This window comes from Rhizobium sp. AC27/96, from assembly GCF_001692325.1.
In the GTDB taxonomy this organism is placed as follows: domain Bacteria; phylum Pseudomonadota; class Alphaproteobacteria; order Rhizobiales; family Rhizobiaceae; genus Rhizobium.
Window position 1 is genome coordinate 21,226 of sequence record NZ_LXKN01000007.1, and the last position, 19,929, is coordinate 41,154.

General features: G+C 59.4%; 19 protein-coding genes. 11 read left to right on the forward strand and 8 right to left on the reverse strand.

Annotated features, from left to right (window positions below; translation table 11 throughout):
* Positions 1-65: 65 nt before the first annotated feature.
* Positions 66-1,382 carry an alpha-glucosidase/alpha-galactosidase gene (locus tag A6U86_RS08920; RefSeq protein WP_068389320.1) on the reverse strand — a complete coding sequence of 439 codons (1,317 nt, stop codon included), beginning with the start codon at positions 1,380-1,382 and terminating at the stop codon, positions 66-68.
* Positions 1,383-1,482: 100 nt separating this feature from the next.
* Between A6U86_RS08920 and A6U86_RS08925 the strand changes: the two genes are divergently transcribed.
* Entirely contained in the window at positions 1,483-2,349 is an 867-nt protein-coding gene (locus A6U86_RS08925; RefSeq protein ID WP_068389323.1) for a helix-turn-helix domain-containing protein, read from the forward strand.
* 304 nt (positions 2,350-2,653) lie between these two features.
* Entirely contained in the window at positions 2,654-2,845 is a 192-nt protein-coding gene (locus A6U86_RS35815) for a hypothetical protein (RefSeq protein WP_244509855.1), read from the forward strand.
* A 51-nt stretch (positions 2,846-2,896) separates the two neighbouring features.
* Here A6U86_RS35815 and A6U86_RS08935 read toward each other — a convergent pair whose 3' ends face one another.
* The 6 genes from A6U86_RS08935 to A6U86_RS08960 all read right to left on the reverse strand — a co-directional run bounded on the left by A6U86_RS08935 (position 2,897) and on the right by A6U86_RS08960 (position 8,990).
* Positions 2,897-3,277, reverse strand: coding sequence for a pore-forming ESAT-6 family protein (locus A6U86_RS08935; RefSeq protein WP_068389326.1), 381 nt, complete (start codon positions 3,275-3,277; stop codon positions 2,897-2,899).
* Between the two features lie 278 nt (positions 3,278-3,555).
* Positions 3,556-4,404, reverse strand: a complete 849-nt coding sequence (locus tag A6U86_RS08940) for a sugar phosphate isomerase/epimerase (RefSeq protein WP_068389329.1) — start codon at positions 4,402-4,404, stop codon at positions 3,556-3,558.
* Between the two features lie 5 nt (positions 4,405-4,409).
* Complete coding sequence (locus A6U86_RS08945) at positions 4,410-5,405, reverse strand: ABC transporter permease (protein WP_068389332.1); 996 nt, start codon at positions 5,403-5,405, stop codon at positions 4,410-4,412.
* Positions 5,405-6,403, reverse strand: coding sequence for an ABC transporter permease (locus A6U86_RS08950; RefSeq protein WP_068389335.1), 999 nt, complete (start codon positions 6,401-6,403; stop codon positions 5,405-5,407). Before A6U86_RS08950 ends, A6U86_RS08945 begins: the two co-directional genes overlap by 1 nt.
* Positions 6,396-7,910, reverse strand: coding sequence for a sugar ABC transporter ATP-binding protein (locus A6U86_RS08955; protein WP_068389339.1), 1,515 nt, complete (start codon positions 7,908-7,910; stop codon positions 6,396-6,398). The genes A6U86_RS08950 and A6U86_RS08955 overlap by 8 nt, the downstream gene beginning before the upstream one ends.
* Positions 7,911-8,000: 90 nt before the next feature.
* Positions 8,001-8,990: an autoinducer 2 ABC transporter substrate-binding protein gene (locus A6U86_RS08960; RefSeq protein ID WP_068389342.1), complete on the reverse strand. Its 990-nt coding sequence runs from the start codon at positions 8,988-8,990 to the stop codon at positions 8,001-8,003.
* Positions 8,991-9,220: 230 nt separating this feature from the next.
* Here A6U86_RS08960 and A6U86_RS08965 point away from each other — a divergent pair, with 230 nt between their 5' ends.
* Both A6U86_RS08965 and A6U86_RS08970 read left to right on the forward strand, forming a co-directional pair.
* Complete coding sequence (locus tag A6U86_RS08965) at positions 9,221-10,279, forward strand: LacI family DNA-binding transcriptional regulator (RefSeq protein ID WP_068389693.1); 1,059 nt, start codon at positions 9,221-9,223, stop codon at positions 10,277-10,279.
* A gap of 254 nt (positions 10,280-10,533) precedes the next feature.
* Complete coding sequence (locus tag A6U86_RS08970; RefSeq protein ID WP_068389345.1) at positions 10,534-11,379, forward strand: lysozyme inhibitor LprI family protein; 846 nt, start codon at positions 10,534-10,536, stop codon at positions 11,377-11,379.
* An 89-nt stretch (positions 11,380-11,468) separates the two neighbouring features.
* On the opposite strand, the gene A6U86_RS08975 is transcribed toward A6U86_RS08970, so the two are convergent.
* Complete coding sequence (locus A6U86_RS08975; protein ID WP_068389696.1) at positions 11,469-12,464, reverse strand: LacI family DNA-binding transcriptional regulator; 996 nt, start codon at positions 12,462-12,464, stop codon at positions 11,469-11,471.
* 301 nt (positions 12,465-12,765) lie between these two features.
* On the opposite strand from A6U86_RS08975, the gene A6U86_RS08980 reads away from it, so the two are divergent.
* The 7 genes from A6U86_RS08980 to A6U86_RS09010 all read left to right on the forward strand — a co-directional run bounded on the left by A6U86_RS08980 (position 12,766) and on the right by A6U86_RS09010 (position 19,925).
* Positions 12,766-13,464, forward strand: coding sequence for a 6-phosphogluconolactonase (locus A6U86_RS08980; protein ID WP_068389699.1), 699 nt, complete (start codon positions 12,766-12,768; stop codon positions 13,462-13,464).
* Positions 13,457-14,236 (forward strand): sugar isomerase domain-containing protein, encoded by a 780-nt coding sequence (locus A6U86_RS08985; RefSeq protein WP_068389346.1) that lies wholly within the window; start codon positions 13,457-13,459, stop codon positions 14,234-14,236. Before A6U86_RS08980 ends, A6U86_RS08985 begins: the two co-directional genes overlap by 8 nt.
* On the forward strand, positions 14,236-15,378 hold the full coding sequence (locus tag A6U86_RS08990; protein WP_068389347.1) for an N-acetylglucosamine-6-phosphate deacetylase: 1,143 nt from the start codon (positions 14,236-14,238) through the stop codon (positions 15,376-15,378). The genes A6U86_RS08985 and A6U86_RS08990 overlap by 1 nt, the downstream gene beginning before the upstream one ends.
* Positions 15,375-16,637, forward strand: coding sequence for a neutral/alkaline non-lysosomal ceramidase N-terminal domain-containing protein (locus tag A6U86_RS08995; RefSeq protein ID WP_068389350.1), 1,263 nt, complete (start codon positions 15,375-15,377; stop codon positions 16,635-16,637). Before A6U86_RS08990 ends, A6U86_RS08995 begins: the two co-directional genes overlap by 4 nt.
* An 88-nt stretch (positions 16,638-16,725) precedes the next feature.
* Complete coding sequence (locus A6U86_RS09000; protein ID WP_068389352.1) at positions 16,726-18,030, forward strand: ABC transporter substrate-binding protein; 1,305 nt, start codon at positions 16,726-16,728, stop codon at positions 18,028-18,030.
* A 117-nt stretch (positions 18,031-18,147) separates the two neighbouring features.
* On the forward strand, positions 18,148-19,035 hold the full coding sequence (locus A6U86_RS09005) for a carbohydrate ABC transporter permease (protein WP_068389354.1): 888 nt from the start codon (positions 18,148-18,150) through the stop codon (positions 19,033-19,035).
* Positions 19,032-19,925: a carbohydrate ABC transporter permease gene (locus A6U86_RS09010; RefSeq protein WP_083196768.1), complete on the forward strand. Its 894-nt coding sequence runs from the start codon at positions 19,032-19,034 to the stop codon at positions 19,923-19,925. Before A6U86_RS09005 ends, A6U86_RS09010 begins: the two co-directional genes overlap by 4 nt.
* Positions 19,926-19,929 lie beyond the last annotated feature (4 nt).

Genomic DNA, 19,929 nt, shown 5'->3' on the forward strand with positions numbered 1-19,929 from the left:
GCTCTGTGACAGGATCGCACTTGATTATGCATTGCCTTGCCGCCCGTTCCCCAGGCGGCTCCGCGTCAATGATAGCTGGGCAGGAGGTCGCCATGCGCCTCGATCAGATCGTCCACGAGCTTCCAGATCTGGTCCGGAGATAGTTCCGCGGAGGTATGCGGATCGAGGAGCGCCGCCTGGTAGATGCGGTCTCGCTTTTTCGTCAAGGCCGCCTCGACGGTCAGTTGCTGCACGGAAACGCTCAAATTCATGACGGCGGCGAGCTGCGAGGGGATGCGTCCGATCCGGATCGGCTGAATGCCGTTTCGATCGACATGACAAGGCACTTCGACGATGCATTCGGTCGGCAGATTGTCGATCAACCCATTGTTCGGCACATTGCCATAGATCAATGCCGGGTTGCCGGTGACTGCGGCATGGATGATGCCGGCGGCATATTCATTACTGCGGCAGACCTCGATCGGCTTGTCGCCTTCCAGTTCCTTCCGCAGAGCGTGCCATTCCTCTATCTGCACTTCGCAACGGCGGATATATTCGTCCAAGGGGATGTTGAGCTGGTCGACAAGATCCGCACGCCCCTCCTTGATGTACCAGGAGGTGTATTCGGAAAAGTGCTCGCTGGATTCGGTCACGAAGTGGCCAAGTCTTTTAAGCACATCGAACCGCACCTGATCGTCCGACGGAACGCGCCCTTCGGCGGCCAGCGCCTTGAGCCGCGGATAAAGATCCTCCCGTCGCCCATCGCCATGCACCTTCTCATACTTCAGGAAAAAGGCGACGTGGTTGATGCCGGCCGAAACATAGTTCACGTCGGCAATAGTCTCGCCGAGGCATTGAGCGAGGTGGGCGGCCGTGTGCTGCACGCTGTGGCAGAGACCGACCGTCCGGATCTCCGGGGCCAGTTCCTTGATGGCCCAGCAATTGATCGCCATCGGGTTGACGTATTGCATGAGGAGCGCTTGCGGGCAGACATCCTGCATGTCGCGGCAGATCGCCTCCAGCACGGGAATGGTTCGCAGCCCGCGGAAAATGCCGCCGATTCCCAGCGTATCGGCGATCGTCTGCCGCAGGCCGTATCTCTTCGGCACATCAAAGTCGGTCACCGTTGCAGGCTTGTAGCCGCCGACCTGCATCATCAGGATCACGAAGTCGGAACCGCGCAGCGCTTCGCGCCGATCGAGCGTCGCTTCGACCCGGACATTTGCAAGCTGGAGCGACGCGCAAATCCGCCGGGCTACGATCTCCGACGTCTTCAGGCGTTCCGGATCGATATCGAACAGGCTGATGACATAGTCACCGCCGCCCTGCGACGACAGGACGTCGCCCAGAATATTCTGCGCAAAAACGGTGCTGCCCGCACCCACCAGACAAATCTTCGGCATTGCAATCTCCCATCAGGTCATCCAATGCTAATGCGCCTTCCAAACCAGAATTTCTTCCTGCTATTGGCCTATTAATTCCGGAATCCGAGTCTGAAGCATAATGAGAAGCAATCACGAGCGCGGAGAATGGATCGGATCCAGAGGCCAGTTCCTGATCGAACGGCACACGGCAGACACGATGGCCGCAGCGCATTGGCACGATCATGTCGAGGTCAATCTGCTCATGGAGGGCGAGATGACCTATCTCTTCAATGGCAGGCAGGAACGGGTCGAGGCCGGGCGATTGGTCCTTTTCTGGGCCGCCATTCCGCATCAGACCATCGCGGTATCAGCCAACGCACCGCTTGTATGCGCCTATCTTCCCCTCGTCGATTTCCTTGCCTTGCCGATCGATGGAGAGGCCCGGCAGGCGATCATGCAGGGTCGGTTTCTGCGCGAGGGGAATCGCGAGACGCCAGACACAATTATGGTCCCGCGATGGGAAAAGGAATGGCGCACGGGTAATGCTGTCAGGCAGAGGCTGATCGTGGAGGAAGTGAGGCTGCGAATGAGGCGCCTTATCCTGGACAATTCAGAAAGGGCCGATTCCACCATATCCATCTCGCCGGTCTCGTCGGGCGGGCAGACGGTTCGTTATGTGGAGACGCTTACCAATCTGATCAATTCTCAATATGCAAACCCGATAAGTGTAACGGATCTCGCAAAGCTTGCGGGCATACACGCAAGCACCGCCAACAAGGCGTTCCGAAGTGTTCTCGGCATGTCGGTGAATGATTACCTCACGCGCTATCGGATCGCGAGGGCAATGCAGCGGCTGACGGATACCAACGATCCGGTGCTGCAGATCGGCTTTGACTGCGGCTTCGGCTCTAGCAGCCGCTTCTACGAAATCTTCAAGGAACGAACGGGGACAACGCCTCGTCAATTTCGAGAATCGATCGGCTCGGTCAGACCTACCTCGCCATGAGAGAGTTCGAGCTTCGGGCAACCATTTTTAGGCAAGCGCGGCAGCTCAATTTTAAACACCTAGCTTGATATCGCTACGCTCTCTATTCCACTTGGCATTGCACGCCCTTATTTTGCCCTCGCTTTGCGCCAGGCACAATGGCTGCATATCCCGCGATTCGATTCTGAAAGTGAAAGGCAAGGAAATGTTCGTAAAATTGGCTACCACCGCGCTGGTCCTGTTGGCCACGACTGCACAATCTTTCGCTTCGAGCGATGATGCCTGGAATGCGCTTTTCGCGAAGGTGAATGGGACGTGTATCGGCATGTCACGCATGAACACGCCTGAAGTTTCCGCCCCGATCGTCTTCGATGACGCAACCGGCAAGGTTGCGCTCCTGCTGCGCGGGTCGCTCGGAAAGGCCAAGGGGCGCGCCCAGACCGTGAACCTCATGTGCCTATACGACAAAAAAACCGGCAAGGCTTCGATTGCCGAATACCATTGGCTCGGGAAATGATTTGGAAAGGCTGAGGGAATGTGGCGGCTTTCGCCGCCACGACCAGCTTGGTTACTTCGGGAGCTGTGCCCCGGCCTGCACCACCGCATTTGCAATGGTTTCGCAGAACTGCTTCTCGGTGACGTTCTGCGCCTTTGCAGAGGCTGCAAGATTCTGAGTGATGCCCATCGCGGAAATCGTGCCTTTCTGGCCCTCTTCTTCCGCTGCATCTCCCTTTGCCTTGTCTGACGGCGGCGGGATGAGGGTGAGCATTTTCTGCTGCACATCAACGGCTGCGCCGTCTATGTGGCCCGAGGTCTGGCAATATTTCAGGATGCCAAGCTGATTGCGAGCCGAATTGTAAGCCATTTCCATCTGATCGGTTGTTGCCTGCGCAAAGGCCGGTGCGGCGAATGCCAGAGCTGCGATGCTTGTTAGGATAATTTTCCTCATATAAAACTCCCGATTGTTTCCACATGGTGCGATGTATCCTCAATCGGGCACAAGGCAATACTCAGAAACATTTCGATAGTCGTCTTTCAAGAAAACCATGGGTCGCTTGCGTTTAATCCGCTTCGTCTTCGAAGTCGCGCGGCGTAGAAGCCAGGGCGACGCGGATCATCCGAGACCTTCGGCGCCCTGCGCCATCGCGGGCAGGAGCGTTCAATGCAATTGGGCTGGATAATCCTCCAGCCCAAGGCAATCAAACGGGATCGATTCAGTCGATGACCCTATATCAGGCCATACTGCCGCGCCTTGTTGCGCAGGAACGGCAGGCCGTTGCCCATGACCTCTTCTTCGTCCTTGGCGACCGGCCGCCAGACCGACAATCCGTAGGCCAGTTCCGGCGGCATGTTGATGAAGCTTTCCATCGCAAGCCCGCCCTTGAAGCCGATCGCCGCAAGGGTCGCGAAGATTTCATCCCAGTCGCAGGTGCCGTAACCAGGCGTGCCGCGATCGCTCTCCGACAGGTGGATGTATTTGAGGTGGTCACGCGCTGCCAGAATGCCGTTGGCGGCGCCCTTCTCCTCGATGTTCATGTGATAGGTATCGAGGTGAACGAAGACATTGTCGGCGCCGACGCGCTCGATCATCTCGACCGCCTGCCAGCCGGTGTTGATCAGATGATTTTCGTAACGGTTGACCGCCTCAACCCCAAGCTCGATGCCAAGACCCTTGGCATGCTTGGCGGCGGCCGTCAGAACCCGGGCGACATTGTCATATTCCTTTTGCGTTGGAGGAACGCCAGTGCGTTCGCCGATACCGCCATAGATGACGCCGGAGAGCGCCTCGCCGCCAAGCTCGGCGGTCTTGTCGATTGCGACGGTGAGATGCTCGATCGCAGCCTCCGGGCGGACCGATGCCCAGGCGGGTTCGGGAAGACCCAGGGAGCAGACTGCCCGCAGCTTGTGTTTTTCAAGCAATGCCTTTGTGTGAGCTGTGTCGACCGCCGGAGGATTGAGCATCGGGATCTCGATGAAGTCGACCTTGTATTTGACAGCGGCGGCAACGGCCCGCTCCGCGCCTGACCGGTCCCAGTTCATCGTCCACATGCTGGTGTGAACACCAAAGCCTTCCATAGCTTTCATCCTTTTCTATTGGTGGGGAATTTGTAGTGCGATGCGACCCAGCGCAGGATCATCACGCCGACGAGGAGCAGGCCCCAAACAGCCGTCGCAAGGTGCTGATTGGCACCCATCAGGTTCAAGCCCGATGACAGGAGCTGCAGGACGACGAGCGCCACGAACACCGGAATGACGCGCCCGAAGCCGCCGAATGGATTGATGCCGCCGAGGAAACAGGCAAGCACCGTGATCAGCAGATAGGATTCGCCGTGGCCGACGCGAACGGAGTTGAAGCGGGCCAGCATGATGATGCCTGCAATCGCACACATGGCGCCTGAAAGGGCATAGACAAGCACCACGACCTTGCGCGTGTTGACGCCGGAGTAGCGAGCGGCCTCGATATTCGAGCCGATCATATAGGTGTTGAAGCCAAGCTTCGTGCGCGTGAGCAACAGATGCCACAGCACCACGCAGACAATGAAAACGATAAGCGGCACGGGTACACCGAGCAGCGTTCCTTGGCCGAGAGGCTGGATGAAGGCCGGAAAACCAGAGACGTCGCCACCGCGCGTCAGGAATTCGCCAAGACCGCGCAGGAAGATCATCATCGACAGGGAGACGAGGATCGGGTGGGCGCGGGTATAGGCGACGACGAAGCCCATCACCAAGCCGCTGGCCGTTCCAACAGCAACCGCCAGCATGCAGCCGAGCGCGAAGGCAAACGGACCGGCATCGGCCCCTCCATTTGCCAGCAGGACCCAGGCGACGGTAAGGCCGGCGATATTCGCCGTAAACGTAATTGCCAGATTGAGCCCGCCTGTCAGGATGGGCAGCAGCATGGCAAGCGTCAGCAGACCCAGCTCCGGAAGCTGGAAGGCAACCGAACCGAAGGTCGCAGCACTCAGGAATTGCGGCGACGCGATCCCAAAGAACAGCATGACCGCAAGGAAGGCGAGCGACGGACCGGCCATTTCGGCGCCAAAGCGCTTCTGGAAACTCTGCATGAGTGCGGTCATCACGCGTCTCCCTCTTTGCGCATAAATGGCATGAGGCGCTCGATCCGCGTATTCGACAGCGTGATGGCAATCAGAATGATGGCACCGATGATCATCTTGAAGGCGAAAGGCGAGACACCCATCAGGTTAAGTCCGTTCTGCGTGATGGAAATCAGGAGCACGCCGAGAACACAGCCGAACACCGATCCCTTGCCGCCGCCGAGGCGTGCGCCGCCAAGGACGACCGCCGCGAGAACATCGAGTTCACGTCCATAGAGCGCGTTCGGAACGACCTCCTGGGCATAGTGAGCCTGCACGAGGCCACCGATCCCGGCCATCAATCCCAGCCATCCGAAGGCGATGAACTGCATGGCGCCAATATTGATGCCGAAACGGCGTGCGCCTTCCGGATTGTCGCCAAAGGCATAGAGTTGCCGACCGATTGTAGTGCAGGTGATGAGTATCCAGGTGGCGACGACGCAGGCCACCATGACGAGGGCCGGAAGCGTGATTTCGATCCAGCTGCCGTCGGGCATTTCATGCTCGAACAGGACCACCTTGGTCGTCAGCCAATCCGGCAGATCATAGATCGAAACGCCCTTGGTGAAGAACATCAGGAGCCCGAAATAGATGTTGAACGTCGAGATCGTCGCGACGATGGAAATGATGCGAAAGCGGTGAATGAGAAAGGCGTTGATCGCTCCGAGCAGGATGCCGATCGACGCTGCGATCAGCAGGCCTGAAACCCAACCTCCCCCGCCGATCCAGCCAAGCGCGATCACGGTCAGATATTGGACGACTGAGGCGGCGACCGCGAAGGAGATATCGATCCCGCCGGCGATCAGGACCACGAGGAGGCCGACCGCGAAGATGATATTGACCGCGCTGGTATTCAGCAGGTCGAAACTGTTGCCGAGCGAGAAGAAAGTGTCGGTTGCGAAGGACAGGAACACGCAGATGACGATGGTCACCGCAAGCAGGGAGCTTTCCGTCGCGTGGGTGCTGATGAAATTACGCATAGACGGCAGCCTCGATATCGTGAAGGGAGCATTGCCGTGGATCGAAGGAGCCGACGATCCGGCCCTGTGCCATGTGCAGAACACGGTCGGCATTGAAGTAGACTTCCGGCACCTCGTCGGAAATCAGGATGATCGCGAGACCGCTCTTGGCAAGTTCTGCGACGATGTCGAAGATGCCTGCGCGTGCCCCGACATCGACGCCAACCGTCGGCGCATCAAGGATCAGCAGCTTCGGATCGGTCGCCAGCCACTTGGCGATGGCGACGCGTTGCTGATTGCCGCCTGATAATGTGGAGATCGCATCCTGCTGCCGGCCGATCTTGACCCCGAGTTCGCGGATCCAGTGGCTGACGAGGCTCTCTTTCTTCGCATCGGAGAGAAAGCCGCCGGCGAGAATTTTCCGCAAGGACGAGATCACCAGATTATCGGCGATCGATTGCGGCTGGATGAGCCCAAGCGACAGGCGATCCTCGGAAAGATAGGCAATGCCGGCCTTTATCGCGTCGCGATTGGACGAAAATTCTACCGGCTTACCATCGAGCGTGATCGTTCCGGAATCCGGTTTCGCCATGCCGAATAGCGCCAGAGCGAATTCCGTTCGCCCGGCTCCGAGCAGGCCGGTGATACCGAGCGTCTCGCCGCTTCGCACCGTCAGGGAAATGTCGTCGAATTGGCCACGGCGGCTAAGCGCTTTGACATCGAGGACAACGGGCTGTTGGTCCTTTGGCGTCGCGCGCACCTGATTGTCGAATGTCTTGCCGGTCATCAATTCGGTAATGCGCGACTGTGTCATGCCCTCGGTCGGATAGACACCGACCAGCGCGCCGTCTCGCAGCACCGTCAACCTGCTCGATATATCAAGCACCTCCGCAAGCCGATGGCTGACGAAGACGACGGCCACGCCGGAGGCGGAAAGATTGCGCACGATCTGAAGAAGATGGTCGGTCTCCGATTGCGTGAGCGATGCCGTCGGCTCGTCCATGAAGACGATCTTCGCTTCGCCAACCAGAGCGCGGGCGATGGCGACGATCTGTCGTTGGGCGATCGCAAACTCCTTGAGGGGCAGATCGACATCAAGCGTGACACCCAGCCGGTTGAGCGCATTGACCGCCAGCCGTCGCATCTGACGGTAATCGACGAGGCGCGGCCAGCGGCCAAGCACGGTCTGAAACGCGATATTTTCCGCAACGCTCATCTCGGGAAACAAGGCAAGATCCTGCCAGATCACCTGAATTCCCTTGGCCTGCGCGGTAACCGGCGACATGTGGCTGTAGACCTGACCGTCATATTCGATGACGGCGCCTGGCGCGGGCTGATAGACACCCGTGATGATCTTGATCAGAGTGCTCTTGCCGGAGCCATTTTCACCGGCAAGGCAATGAACCTCGCCCGGGCGAACCTCGAAGGCCACATTCTTGAGAGCCTTGACGCCACCGAAAGTGATATTGATGTCGCGCAGCGAGAGCAGCGGCTTGCCGCTCGCAATCGCGCTATCGATCTGAGACATCCAGATAATCCGTTCGATGCAAATTTGATTGGTGAACTGGCCGGGCCAGCCGAAGCCAGCCCAGCCTGCCGGGAGGAAATCGTCCCGGAATTAAAGGCCCATTGCGGCCAGGTCGCCCACGGTCTCTTTGTTGATCTGAACCAGCTGATCGACAATGATATTGTGGTTCTTGAAGTCGGGGTGGATCACACCGAGACCCTCGATGGTTTCGCCATCCTTGATCTCCTCACCTTTCATCAGTTTCTGCGCGAGCGTCACGAAGACTTCACCGGCCTGCTTGGGATTCCACATGAAGCCGCCGGATATGGCGTCGGACTTCAGCAGCTTCTGGCCCTGGCCCGGAGAGAAAGGCCCAAGCACGAAGATCTTGCCGATCTTGCGGCGTTCCTCGACGGCACGGCCGGCGCCGATCGGTCCCTGGCTTCCGAATGCAAGGAAGCCCTTGATATCGGGATGCGCCGAAATCAGGTCGAGCGCTGTGCTGCGGCTCTTGTCGACATCCTCGGCAACGCCGTAGCGGTCGCCGACGAGCTTCATATCGGGATAGTTCTTCTTCAGGTAAGCTATGGCAGCATCGGCCCAGGCATTGTGGAGCGGTACCGTCAGCGAACCGACGAACACGGCATATTCGCCCTTGCCGCCCATCTTCTCGGCCAGCAGCTTGCCATAGGCTTCACCGAAGCCGGTCGAGGAGGCCAGCTCGAAATCCCAGTCGGCGCCCTTCTGGCTCGGCGATTCATGGGTGATGACGATGATGCCCTTTTCCCTCGCCTTGCTCAGAACCGGTTCGAGCACCTTGGCATCATTCGGGACGACGCCGATCACCTTGACGCCTTGCGCGATGAGATCCTCGATTGCGCGCACCTGAAGCGCCGGGTCGGCACTCGTCGGGCCAATCATCGATGCATCGACACCGAGTTTCTTGCCCTGCTCCTTGATGCCGGCTTCCATGGCGTTGAACCACGGGATGCCGCCGATCTTGACGACGACGCCAACTTTTCCGGTGTCGGCGGCGTAGGCTGACATGGCGGTGCCAAGCGAAAGCGTTGCTGCAAGTGCAGCCAAAGCGAATATCTTCATGATTTCTCCTCCACTATTGTTGACCAGGAAAATCAACCTCGTCAGGCGCCCTCCTCCAGGGCGTGAAATGGCCTGCGACGCTCGCTCCCGGCGATCACCTTTATTGAACAACCCATCACATGCACAATCGATATTTCTTGTGTGCACAATCGATGGTGCAGAAAACATCGATCATAATTGCCTTTCCGTCAAGGGGGTTTGAAGGCTAAGAAGAATTCAAGGAGATGCGCATGAAGAAAGACAGCAGGAAAAAGGCGACGATCTACGACCTTTCGGTCCTATCCGGCAGCTCAGCGTCCACCGTGAGTGCGGTTTTGAACGGCACCTGGCGCAAGCGCAGGATCAAGGAAAGCACCGCGGATCTGATACGCAATCTGGCGGAAGAACAGCAATACACGACGAACCAGCAAGCAAGAGGTCTTCGCAGCTCCCGCTCCGGCCTTATCGGGCTGATGCTGCCGGTCCATGACAACCGATATTTTTCCTCGATGGCGCAGACATTCGAGGCGCATGTACGCAAGAGAGGGCAGTGCCCGATCGTCGTAAGCTCAAGCCGTGATCCGGAAGAGGAGCGACAGACCGCCGAAACCCTTGTTTCCTACTCGATTGACGAGCTTTTCATCTGCGGAGCGACCGATCCGGACAGCGTGCATGAAATATGCGAGGCAGCCGGATTGAAGCACATAAACATCGACTTGCCGGGAACCAAGGTGCATTCGGTCGTCAGCGACAACTACGAAGGTAGCCGCATCCTTACGGAAGCGATTATTCGTCAATTTCCCGCCGACAACCCCTTGAGCTCGGATGAGCTGTTTCTGTTTGGTGGCCGAAACGACGAAGCCAGCCGCGAGCGCATCCGCGGCTTCAGAGACGTCAAGCGTGAGCTGCTTGGAAGCGATTTCGAAGCGTCAATTCAGCCGACGAACTACTCGCCAAACACGGCGCGCGTCGCATTCGAGAAATTTTTCAACGAGCGGCAACGCTTGCCGCGCGCATTGTTCGTCAATTCGTCCATCAATTTCGAGGGACTTTTGCGATTCATGTCGAACCATCCGCGCGAGCTTTTCGCCGATCTGGTCGTCGGTTGCTTTGACTATGACCCATTCGCGTCTTTTCTGCCCTTCCCGGTGCTGATGATACGGCAGGACGTCGAAGGCATGATCACCAAGGCGTTTGAACTCATCAAGGAGCCATTGTCGACACCGAAGGTGTATTTTCTTCGCCCGGAACTCGTTGCCCCCCGCACCGCGCTGTCCGGACCGTTGGATGGCCTGAAAGACATCGTTTGAAAACGGCGACCGTTTCCCAGCGATCGGTCCAGGCCTGTGTGCAGCAGCGTGACGAAGTGCAGGCCCGTCACATTGCCTGACGGTGTTCGAACCTCCATGAAATCATCCATAACAAATGCACGCTCGTTCCAAGTTAGGAAAGCGTCTACAACCGGCTCATTCGAGAGTCGGGACGCATGCGCGCGATCGAGTCCTCGGCCTCACGGTCGGGCATGATTCGTGTGGACTGCAGAAATCACGGAGCAGATAGTTTCATGTTCGCCAATCGATCCAAAGCCAAGCTTAACCGTGTGATGATGGTGTTGCTGACACTCCTCGCGATAGGTGCCACGACGCCGGCCTGGGCCATCGATTGCAGCAAGGCAACGGATCCCATCGATGTCAGGATATGCGGCAATGCGAGCCTCAAGGCGGCCGATGCGGCAATGGGGCAGGCCTATAATGCGCTTCTGAAGACAGCGCCGGATGCGGATGTCCGGGCAATGCTCATCAGTAGTCAGCGCCGATGGATCGCAGCGCGCAACGCTACTTTGGGTGAAGATTCGCAAGGCAAGCCATTGCCGGTCAGCGAGCTTCGAAAGGCGATTACCGATCGGACCAGCCGCCTCAGCGATCGTTCGGACAAGGGGTTTGTGGCAGAGGCCGCAGCGCAGCGTCGCTTCCTGGCAAAATACAGCGGCGGCACCTTTTCCGGATTTGACGCCGGCTGCGAATTCATTCCGAACGACAAGAGCATGACGAGTTTCTCCTATCAGTGCTACGGCGCCATGCATGTTCAAAACAGGGACCGGCTCTGCAGCGCACAGACGGAATGGGCCACGTGGTCCCTCTACGAATATTATGGGGTCAGCACCGTTCAGGGCGATACCGCGAAGCTTTCGGCCGTGTGCAGCGACCAGTCCGGTGATATCTGCGCTGCGGGCAACGACAAAGGCGAAGATTCGAGCTGGAAGCTCAATCCTGACAAGGATGAGCACTTCTCATCGGCAAATCCGAATCTCCCCAAGCTTGACGTCGAAGGCCTCTGGCCTCTCGAGGAGGCCGATGCCACCTGGTTCGACCAATGCCTGACCAGCCCAACCTATCCGCCGGCACAATAGCAGGGTGTTCGCCGCCGGCGCGGGTGGCCACGATCATCCGCACCAGACAGGCGCACGATCTCTCGCATGCATCGCCAGGCACGGGGACTCTAGTCAAGCGCGGAGGTTGTCGTGCCCCTGATCACCAGATGGGTCTCCAGCACATAACGGACGTCGCGGATGCTGCGGTTATCCAGCATCTCCAGCAGCAACGAGACGGCCAGCTTGCCGGCTTCGTTGGAGCGATTGGACACGGAGGTAAGCCCCGGATAGGTGACGGCGCCGAGCACGTCGTCACAGCCGATCAGGCTGAAGGACACGGGCACAGAGACATGCTGTTCCGACAGTCCGGCCAGAACGCCCTGTGCCGTCAGGTCGTCGAAGGCGATTGCCGCGGTCGCGCCAGATGCGAGGATCGCGCCGACGGCATTGCGGCCGGAATTATAGCTTGCCAGCACGGCCGGTACGATCTCGATTTCCATGTTGAATTTTGATGCGGCGGCGCGGATCGCCGTGCGTCGCTGCTTGTTCGACCAGGAGTTCGACGGGCCGCTCACGTAAACGATCCTGCGGTGGCCGAGTTTTGCGAGGTGCTCCACGGCTTGGCGGACGCCGGAGCCGCTGTCGATCAGCACGCGCGGTATGCCCTCGATATCGCGATTGATGAGCACCAGGGGCAGCTGGGCCGCGTGCGCGCGAATACGTTCGTCGGTGAGGCGCGAGGAGGCGAGCACGAGACCCTCCACCTGACCGGCAAAACGCCCGACCAGCTTGTCTTCCTGCTTGGGATTTTCCTCCGTATTGCCGAGGAAGATGCAGAAATCCGAGCGATCGGCTTCGAGTTGAGCCGCCTGTATCAGCGGGGGGAAGAAGGGGTTGGCAATGTCAGGCACGATGAGCCCGATATTGCCGTGCCGCCCTGTGCTGAGCGCGCGGGCGGTATGGTTCGGCACATAGCCCAACGCTTCTGCCGCCTTCATGATCCGCTCGACGGTTTCCGGCGAGAGCATGTCCGGTCGGGTAAAGGCGCGTGACACGCTGGAACGCGCCACGCCGGCCGCATCCGCGACTTGGCTAATCGTGACGCCCTTGGTCCGCTTGATCATCGTGTCTTGAAACTCGCCCGTTCTGGACCCGCTTACCATAAAGTTCACAGCCTCATCAATCGACGCAGGCAGACTGCCATTCATCCACTTGACATGCAACCGGTTGCATGAAAGTCTCTAGCCAACAAGAACACGGGGAACTGCAACGGATGTGGCCAGGAAACATGGCTTCGCACCGCCGGTTTCCGCATGCCTGAATCTGGAGACCGCATTGACTCTCGCCACTGTCCTTCGCCCCTCGCCGAATACGCGGCGCATCTTTGATCAGCTTGTGGTCGAAAGCTTTGCAACGCGAAGCGATATGGGCGCTGCGGCAGCAGCGGATATCGCGAAGGCCCTTGCAGAGCGGCTTTCCACCCAGCCGAATGTGCGGATGGTCTTCGCCGCCGCCCCCAGCCAGGCGGATATGCTTGGCGTACTCGCTCGCACACCCGGTATCGACTGGAGCCGCGTCACCGCCTTCCATATGGACGAATATATCGGGTTGGACGCCTCCTCCCCGGCGCGTTTCGCCAACTGGCTCGATGCGCATGTTTTCACGCGGCTGCCCTTTGCCGCCGTGCATCGTATAACACCGGAGCCGGATGCCGATGCGGAAGTCACCCGCTATGCTGCATTGCTGGACCATGCGCCGATCGACTTTGTCTGCCTTGGCATCGGCGTCAACGGCCATATCGCCTTCAATGATCCGCCGGTCGCCGATTTTAATGACCCGTTGGACGTCAAGATCGTCGAGCTGGATGATATCTGCCGCCAGCAGCAGGTGGACGATGATTGCTTTCCTGACCTAAGATCCGTACCGCATCATGCGATCACCCTCACCGTACCGAGGCTGATGCGCGCCGACCGTCTGTTCTGTGTCGTGCCGGGCGCCATCAAGCGCGATGCGGTGTCCAAGACGCTCCATGCGCCGCTGAGCACGGAGTGCCCGGCAAGCATCCTGCGCACGCATACTGCCTGCACCCTTTACATCGACAAGGATTCCGATCCCGATGCCTGAGAAAACCGTCATCGATGCCGACGCACTTTGCGAAAGCTATCTCGCTGCCACCCAGGCGCTGATGCGCCGGGTTCTGGAGGAAGAAAAGACACCGTTGGATCTGGCTGCCTCCAGGCTTGCCGACCAGATCGCCGCTGACCGGCTGGTCCATATCTTTGGTCCCGGCGGCCATTCCAATCTTGCCGCGCAGGAAGTGTTTTTCCGCGCCGGCGGCCTGATGCATATCAGTGCGGTTCTTGACGAGGGTACGCTTCTTTCCAACGGTGCATTGCGTTCCATGGCCATCGAGCGCACGCCGGGTTACGGCAAGGTAGTCATCGCCAACCAGCGCATCGGCGCGGATGATCTTCTGATTCTCGTCAACGCCTATGGCATCAACGCAGCACTGATCGATGCCGCGCTGGAAGCAGGCAATCGCGGCGCCTTTCTCATCGGCGTCAGCTCGCGCGAACATGCCACCAATACCTCGCCAGATCACCCTGCCCGCCACTCGACCAAGCAGAACCTGCACGACATCGTCGACATCGCCATCGACTGCAAGGTGCCGATCGGCGACGCCGTTGTCAGTGTTCCCGGCATGGGCGAAAACATTGCGGCGATTTCGACTTTCGCCAACGCATTCGCGCTGAACTGTCTGGTGATCCGCACGGTTGCCAAGCTTGTCGAGCGCGGCATCGAGCCGCCCGTCTGGCGCAGTGGCAATGCACCGGGTGGCGACGAAGCGAACAGCCGTTTCATTGCCAATTTCCAAGGACGGGTAAAGGCGCTCTGATGGTTGTTGTCGACGGCATCGATCCCCGCACAGGCAAAGGTATGGCGATCGAGATCGCCGACGGGGTGATCGCCGCCATCCGGCCGGTGGAAACCACCGCCACCACCTATCTTTCGGCCGGCCTGATCGACCTGCAGGTCAACGGCTTCCGCGGCTTCGACCTCAATGCCGGTGCGGTGACGCCGGACATTCTGCTTTCGCTTTGTGAAGAGCTCCTGAGTGTCGGCGTGACGACATGGTTCCCGACCATCATCACCGCATCCGAGGCATCGATCCTCCAGGCGTTGCGGGCAATCGCCAAGAGCCGCGCTGACCACCTGCTGGTTGCCGAAATGGTGGTGGGTATTCATGTCGAAGGCCCGTCGATTTCCGAAAAGGACGGCCCGCGCGGCGCGCATCCTCTGGCACATGTCCGGCCGCCGTCGATTGCGGAATTCGAACGCTGGCAAGAGGCTTCCGGAAACCTCGTTTCCATGGTGACGCTCGCGCCCGAGCATGACGGTTCGATGGAATATATTCGGGGGCTTGCGGCGCGAGGCGTGCTCGTTGCCCTCGGCCATACGGCGGCCACGCCGGAAGAAGTGTACGCGGCGGCGGAAGCAGGCGCCACGCTCTCCACCCATCTCGGCAATGGTGCGGCATCGATGCTGCCGCGCCATCCGAACGTCATCTGGGCACAGCTCGCCGACGATCGGTTGACGGCAAGCTTTATCGCTGATGGCTGGCATCTGCCGGCCGATACCTTCAAGTCCATGCTGCGCGCCAAGGGCATGGAGCGAGCTATCCTCGTTTCGGATATGGTGGCATTGGCGGGAATGCCGGCCGGGCTCTATCAGCAACCGGTCGGCGGCAGCGTCGAGGTCTCGCCGGAAGGCCGCATCGGTGTTGCCGGCACGCCCTATCTCGCCGGAGCCAGCCTGCCGCTATCTGCCAACGTTGCGATTGCTACGGAAATGGCCGGAATTCCCCTCGCCGACGCTCTGCTGCTTGCCACACGGAATCCCGGCCGTTTTGTTGGCGGGCGCGGGCGACTGGAAGTGGGTGCGCGGGCCGATCTCATTCGTTTCGAATGGTCGCAAGGCGAGCGTGAGATCAAGGTTCGCGAGACCTGGATTGGCGGCGAAAAGGCATTCTGCAAATGATCGAAGCCGGCGCCGCCATCATCGATATCACACCGACGCCCGGGCTTTCGATGTCCGGCTTTGCGGCCCGTAGCCTGCCGGCCAAGGACGCGCATGACCCATTGACGGCGCGGGCGGTGGTGATCGGTGACACCGCGGTGGTCGTGGCTGATGTCATCGGCATCGATGCTGGCATGAGTGCCAGGATACGGCAACGCTGCGCCCTGCCGGCCGACAATATCGTGGTTGCAGCCCTTCACAATCATGGTGGGCCGGTATCCATGGCGGGAAGGCTCAGCCTTACAGCCGATCCAGCCTATCTCGAACGGTTGGAAGACGTCTGCGTTGCGGCGATCGACAAGGCAGTGGCCGCACGCCGGCCGGCAAGGATAGTGGTGAGTCAGGGAAGCGACCCGGACATAGCGCGCAACCGTCGCCATTCCGACGGGCCGGTCGACACCTCATTGACGCTTTTGCGGATCCGCGGCGAAGACGGGGCGATGATCGCCGTGGTGACGGCCTATGCCTGTCATCCGGTGGTGCTGGGCGCCGACAACCTGCTCTGGACTCCGGACTATCCGCATTTCGTGCGACAGTCGCTCGAAGAAACCTATCCCGGCGCGATCGCGCTGTTTATGACCGGCTGCGCCGGCGACGCGAATACCGGACACTCGGCGCATGCCTCGATCACGTTGGCCGCTGATCCCGAGCGAAGCTATGAAGCCGCCCAACGCATCGGTGGCAAGATCGCCGAGGCCGCGCTGACCGCAGACGAGGTACCGATTGCGGACGATATCTCCGCCCGTAACGGCACTGTCATGCTCGCTTTTGAGCGTCGCGAAACCGAAGCGCTGGATCTCCTCGAAGAACGCTGGCGCAATGAGGCTTTGACCGCCGAGCCTGCTCGTAAAAACCTGCTTGGCTATTGGGCCGATTGGGCGAAGAACATCGCGCCGACCGCGCCAGCGCCGCTTGCCGCCCGTGTTACGGTGCTGAATTGGGGCGGCATACCGATCGTGGCCTTGCCTGGCGAGATCTTCACCGAGACTGCGCTTGCGATCCGTGCAGCGCTTGGGCCTAAAAAGCCCGCTTTTGTCATTGGTTTTGCCGATGACAATCCCGGCTATATCCCGCCCGCCAGCGAGTTCGCATACGGTGGTTACGAGGTTGACGAAGCCCACCGCTATTACGGTCTACCGATGACATTCGCGCCGGGTTCGGCCGAAGCGCTGGCCGCCTGCGCCATCAAATTGGCGACTGAGGAGGACCTCGCCGCATGATCCGCACCTTCCTCAACGCCTATCCGATACTTGACACGCAACCGGTTGCATGAGAGCTTTTTACTAACAAGAATAAGGGAACAGAAACGTGAAAAACGCATCAGTGAAATTGAAGATCTCGACGCGCGCTCTGCTTATGAACGCGGCATTTGCTGGCGCACTTCTCTCCGGCATAGCTTCGGCGTCCGCCGAGACGCTGACCGTGTGGAGCGGCTATCCGGAAATGGAGCCGTTCTACCAACATGTCGCCGAAGGCATGAAGGCGTCTCATCCCGATTTGCAGGTAAAGGTCGAGGCTATTGCGCTGCGCGAGCATGAAAAGCGCGTGGCCCTTGGACTGACTGGCGGCGGTCAGGAAGGCGTGACCGTCATCGAGCTTTCCGGCTCCACGGCAACCCGCTACCTCGAAAACGACCTTCTTCCGAAGGCGCCAGACGATATCTCGGCTTTCGTCAAGGACAGCAAGAACTTCGACAAGTTCTTCATCGATAGCGCCAGCTATGACGGTACGGTTTACGGCGTGCCGCTTTTCCGCGGCCAGGGCGCGCTTTACTATAACACCGACATGTTCAAGGCTGCCGGCCTCAGCGCGCCGCCGAAGACCATGGAGGAGTTCTCGACCTATGCCGAGAAGCTCACCAAGCGTGATGCTTCGGGCAAGGCGACCGTCTCGGGCTGGAGCCTGCGCCTTTCCGGCGGCGGCCAGGGCATTGCCGAAAAATTCTGGCTCAACCTGCATCAGTTTGGCGGCGCCATACTGGTTCCGGCCGGTGACGGCAAATGGAAGACCGATTTCGCCAATGAAGCTGGTCGCAAGGCGCTGAAACAGTATCTGGCCAACATCTTCACCACCAAAACCGTGACGCCGGAAATGCCCGCTGATGCCGATGCCTTCGAGCGCGGTCAGACGGCCATGTTCATGCGGGAATCCTGGGTGATAGGTGACATCGCCAAGAAGGCGCCGGACCTGAAATATGCGACTGCGCCGCTGCCGAGGGGCTCGATCGCGCTTCCCACAAACCTGTATGTCACCGGTGACAATGCTGCCATCGGCTGGGAGTTCGCCAAGGCCGCCAATTCTCCGGAAAATCTGGTCTGGCTGCTTCAGAATGTCGGCTGGCTGCCGAACCGTGCCGGCCTCGACTATTCAAGCGTCACCTCGAAACAGCCTGCATTCGCCGCTTTCGTCGACTACCCGAAGAATTATGAGTTCTTCACCTTGCCGTCGATCGGCCCGATCGAGGAAATCCTGACCCGCGTCGCGGCCCAGCTGGTCGTTGCCTTTGCTGATCCGTCGCTCGCCGGCGACGATGCCAAGATCGATGCGTTCCTGAAGGGCAGCAGCGACGAAGTGAACACCATCCTCGATCGCGAAGGCCTGCTGTCAAAATAAGGGCCCTGCGCTCTTGCCGACACCACCGCCCGGGACATCATGGTTCCGGGCATTTCCGAGGACTGAGGTTCCAATCCGCTTTGCGGCCGAACCCGCTTGTCTACAGGCTATGACCGAATGCTGAAGCGCAGACGATTCCTCTTTGCGATCCTCGCGATCCTGCCGACACTGGCGATTTTCGCCTATGTCCGACTTTATCCGATCTTGGACACGTTGAGGCTCAGCCTTTACCAGTGGAACATCCTGTCGAAGAACAAGCCCTTCATCGGGCTTGCGAATTTTCGCGAGCTGATGGGCGATCATCTCTTCCTCGACGCGCTGGTCAACACGACGATCATCGCCTTTGGCGTCCTTCTTCTGACGATCCCCATGGCACTTGTCATCGCGGCGTTGATCTTCCACCGGACGCGGTCGAGGATGGCCGGGTTTTATGAAACCGCCGTCTTCATTCCGCATGTCGTCTCGCTGGTGCCCGCCGCCATGGCCTGGAAATGGATTTTCGATGCGCGCCTGGGGCCGCTCAACGCGCTTCTGGAGTTTTTTGGCATCCCAGCTCAGAACTGGCTATTCGACCCGGTTCTATCGGTCATCTGCATCATCGTTCTCTGCTCGTGGCAGGCGCTCGGCTATGCCGTGCTGATCTACATCGTCGGCTTCAAGAATCTGCCGGTTTCGCTCTATGAGGCGGCCAAGCTCGATGGCGCCTCGGGTCCGCAAAGCTTCTGGTATCTCTCCATCCCGATGCTGAAGCCGATTACGCTCTATGTTTCAGTCGTGACGCTGGTCTCCGGCTTCAACGTCTACGCCCAGGCCTTCGTGCTGGCCTCCGATACGCAGGGTGCGCCCGGACGGCAGGTACGCGTGCTCGTCCTCGACATGCTGGAAAACAGCTTCCGTAACTATCGCGTCGGCTACGCGGCCTCCGAAGCCGTTGTGCTTCTGGTTATCGTGCTGGGGCTGACACTCATCCAGTTTTCGATGCTGCGGGAAAGGGGCAAGGCATGAGGGCCGACACCATGCGCGATAGCGAACTCACATCAGAAGAACTGGCAGATGGCGTGCGCCTGCGCCGCAAGCGACGGCTGACCAACCTTGCGATCGACATCTTCCTGGCGATCGTCTCGATCTTCATGCTGCTGCCGCTGCTCTTTCTGGTCGCGAATGCCTTCAAAACGCCGACGGAAATGCTTGCCTGGCCGCCGACCATCATCCCGCACGACCCGACACTTGCGAATTTCTCGGCAGTGCTCGGCGAGACGCCACTTCTGCGATGGATCGGCAACAGCATCGCCTTCGCCGTCATGTCGACCATCGCCATCGTCGCTACCTCGGCGATCGCGGGCTACGTGTTCGGCAAGTTTCGCTCCCGGACGATGAGCCTCCTCTTTGCCCTGTTCCTGGCGACGGCCATCGTGCCGTTCGAAGTCTATATGATCCCGCTCTATTTCCAGGCAAAGAGCCTCGGTATCCTGAATTCCGTCTGGGGACTGCTGCTCGGTTATCTGGTGATGAGCTTCGGCATCTTCCTGATCCGCCAGAACGTCATCCACTCGATCCCGGACGAACTCCTCGAGGCGGCCCGTATCGACGGCGCCGGCGAATTCTGGATCTTCTTTCGTATCGTTCTGCCGCTATTGCGCGGTGCGCTTGGGGCCCTCGCGGTGCTGGCGTTTTTCCAGGCCTGGACGGCCTTCGCCTGGCCGATGATCGTCGCGACGACGCGCTCCAGCTACACGATCGAGGTGGGGCTCGCGCTCTTCCAGACCGGCTTCACCGTCGATCTCGGGCGTCTGAGTGCTGCTTCCGCGACAGTTCTGATCCCATCCATTCTGCTCTTCGTCATTCTTCGCCGCAACTTCGTGCAGGGCGTTGCCAGCACCGGGCTCAAGGAGTGATGTC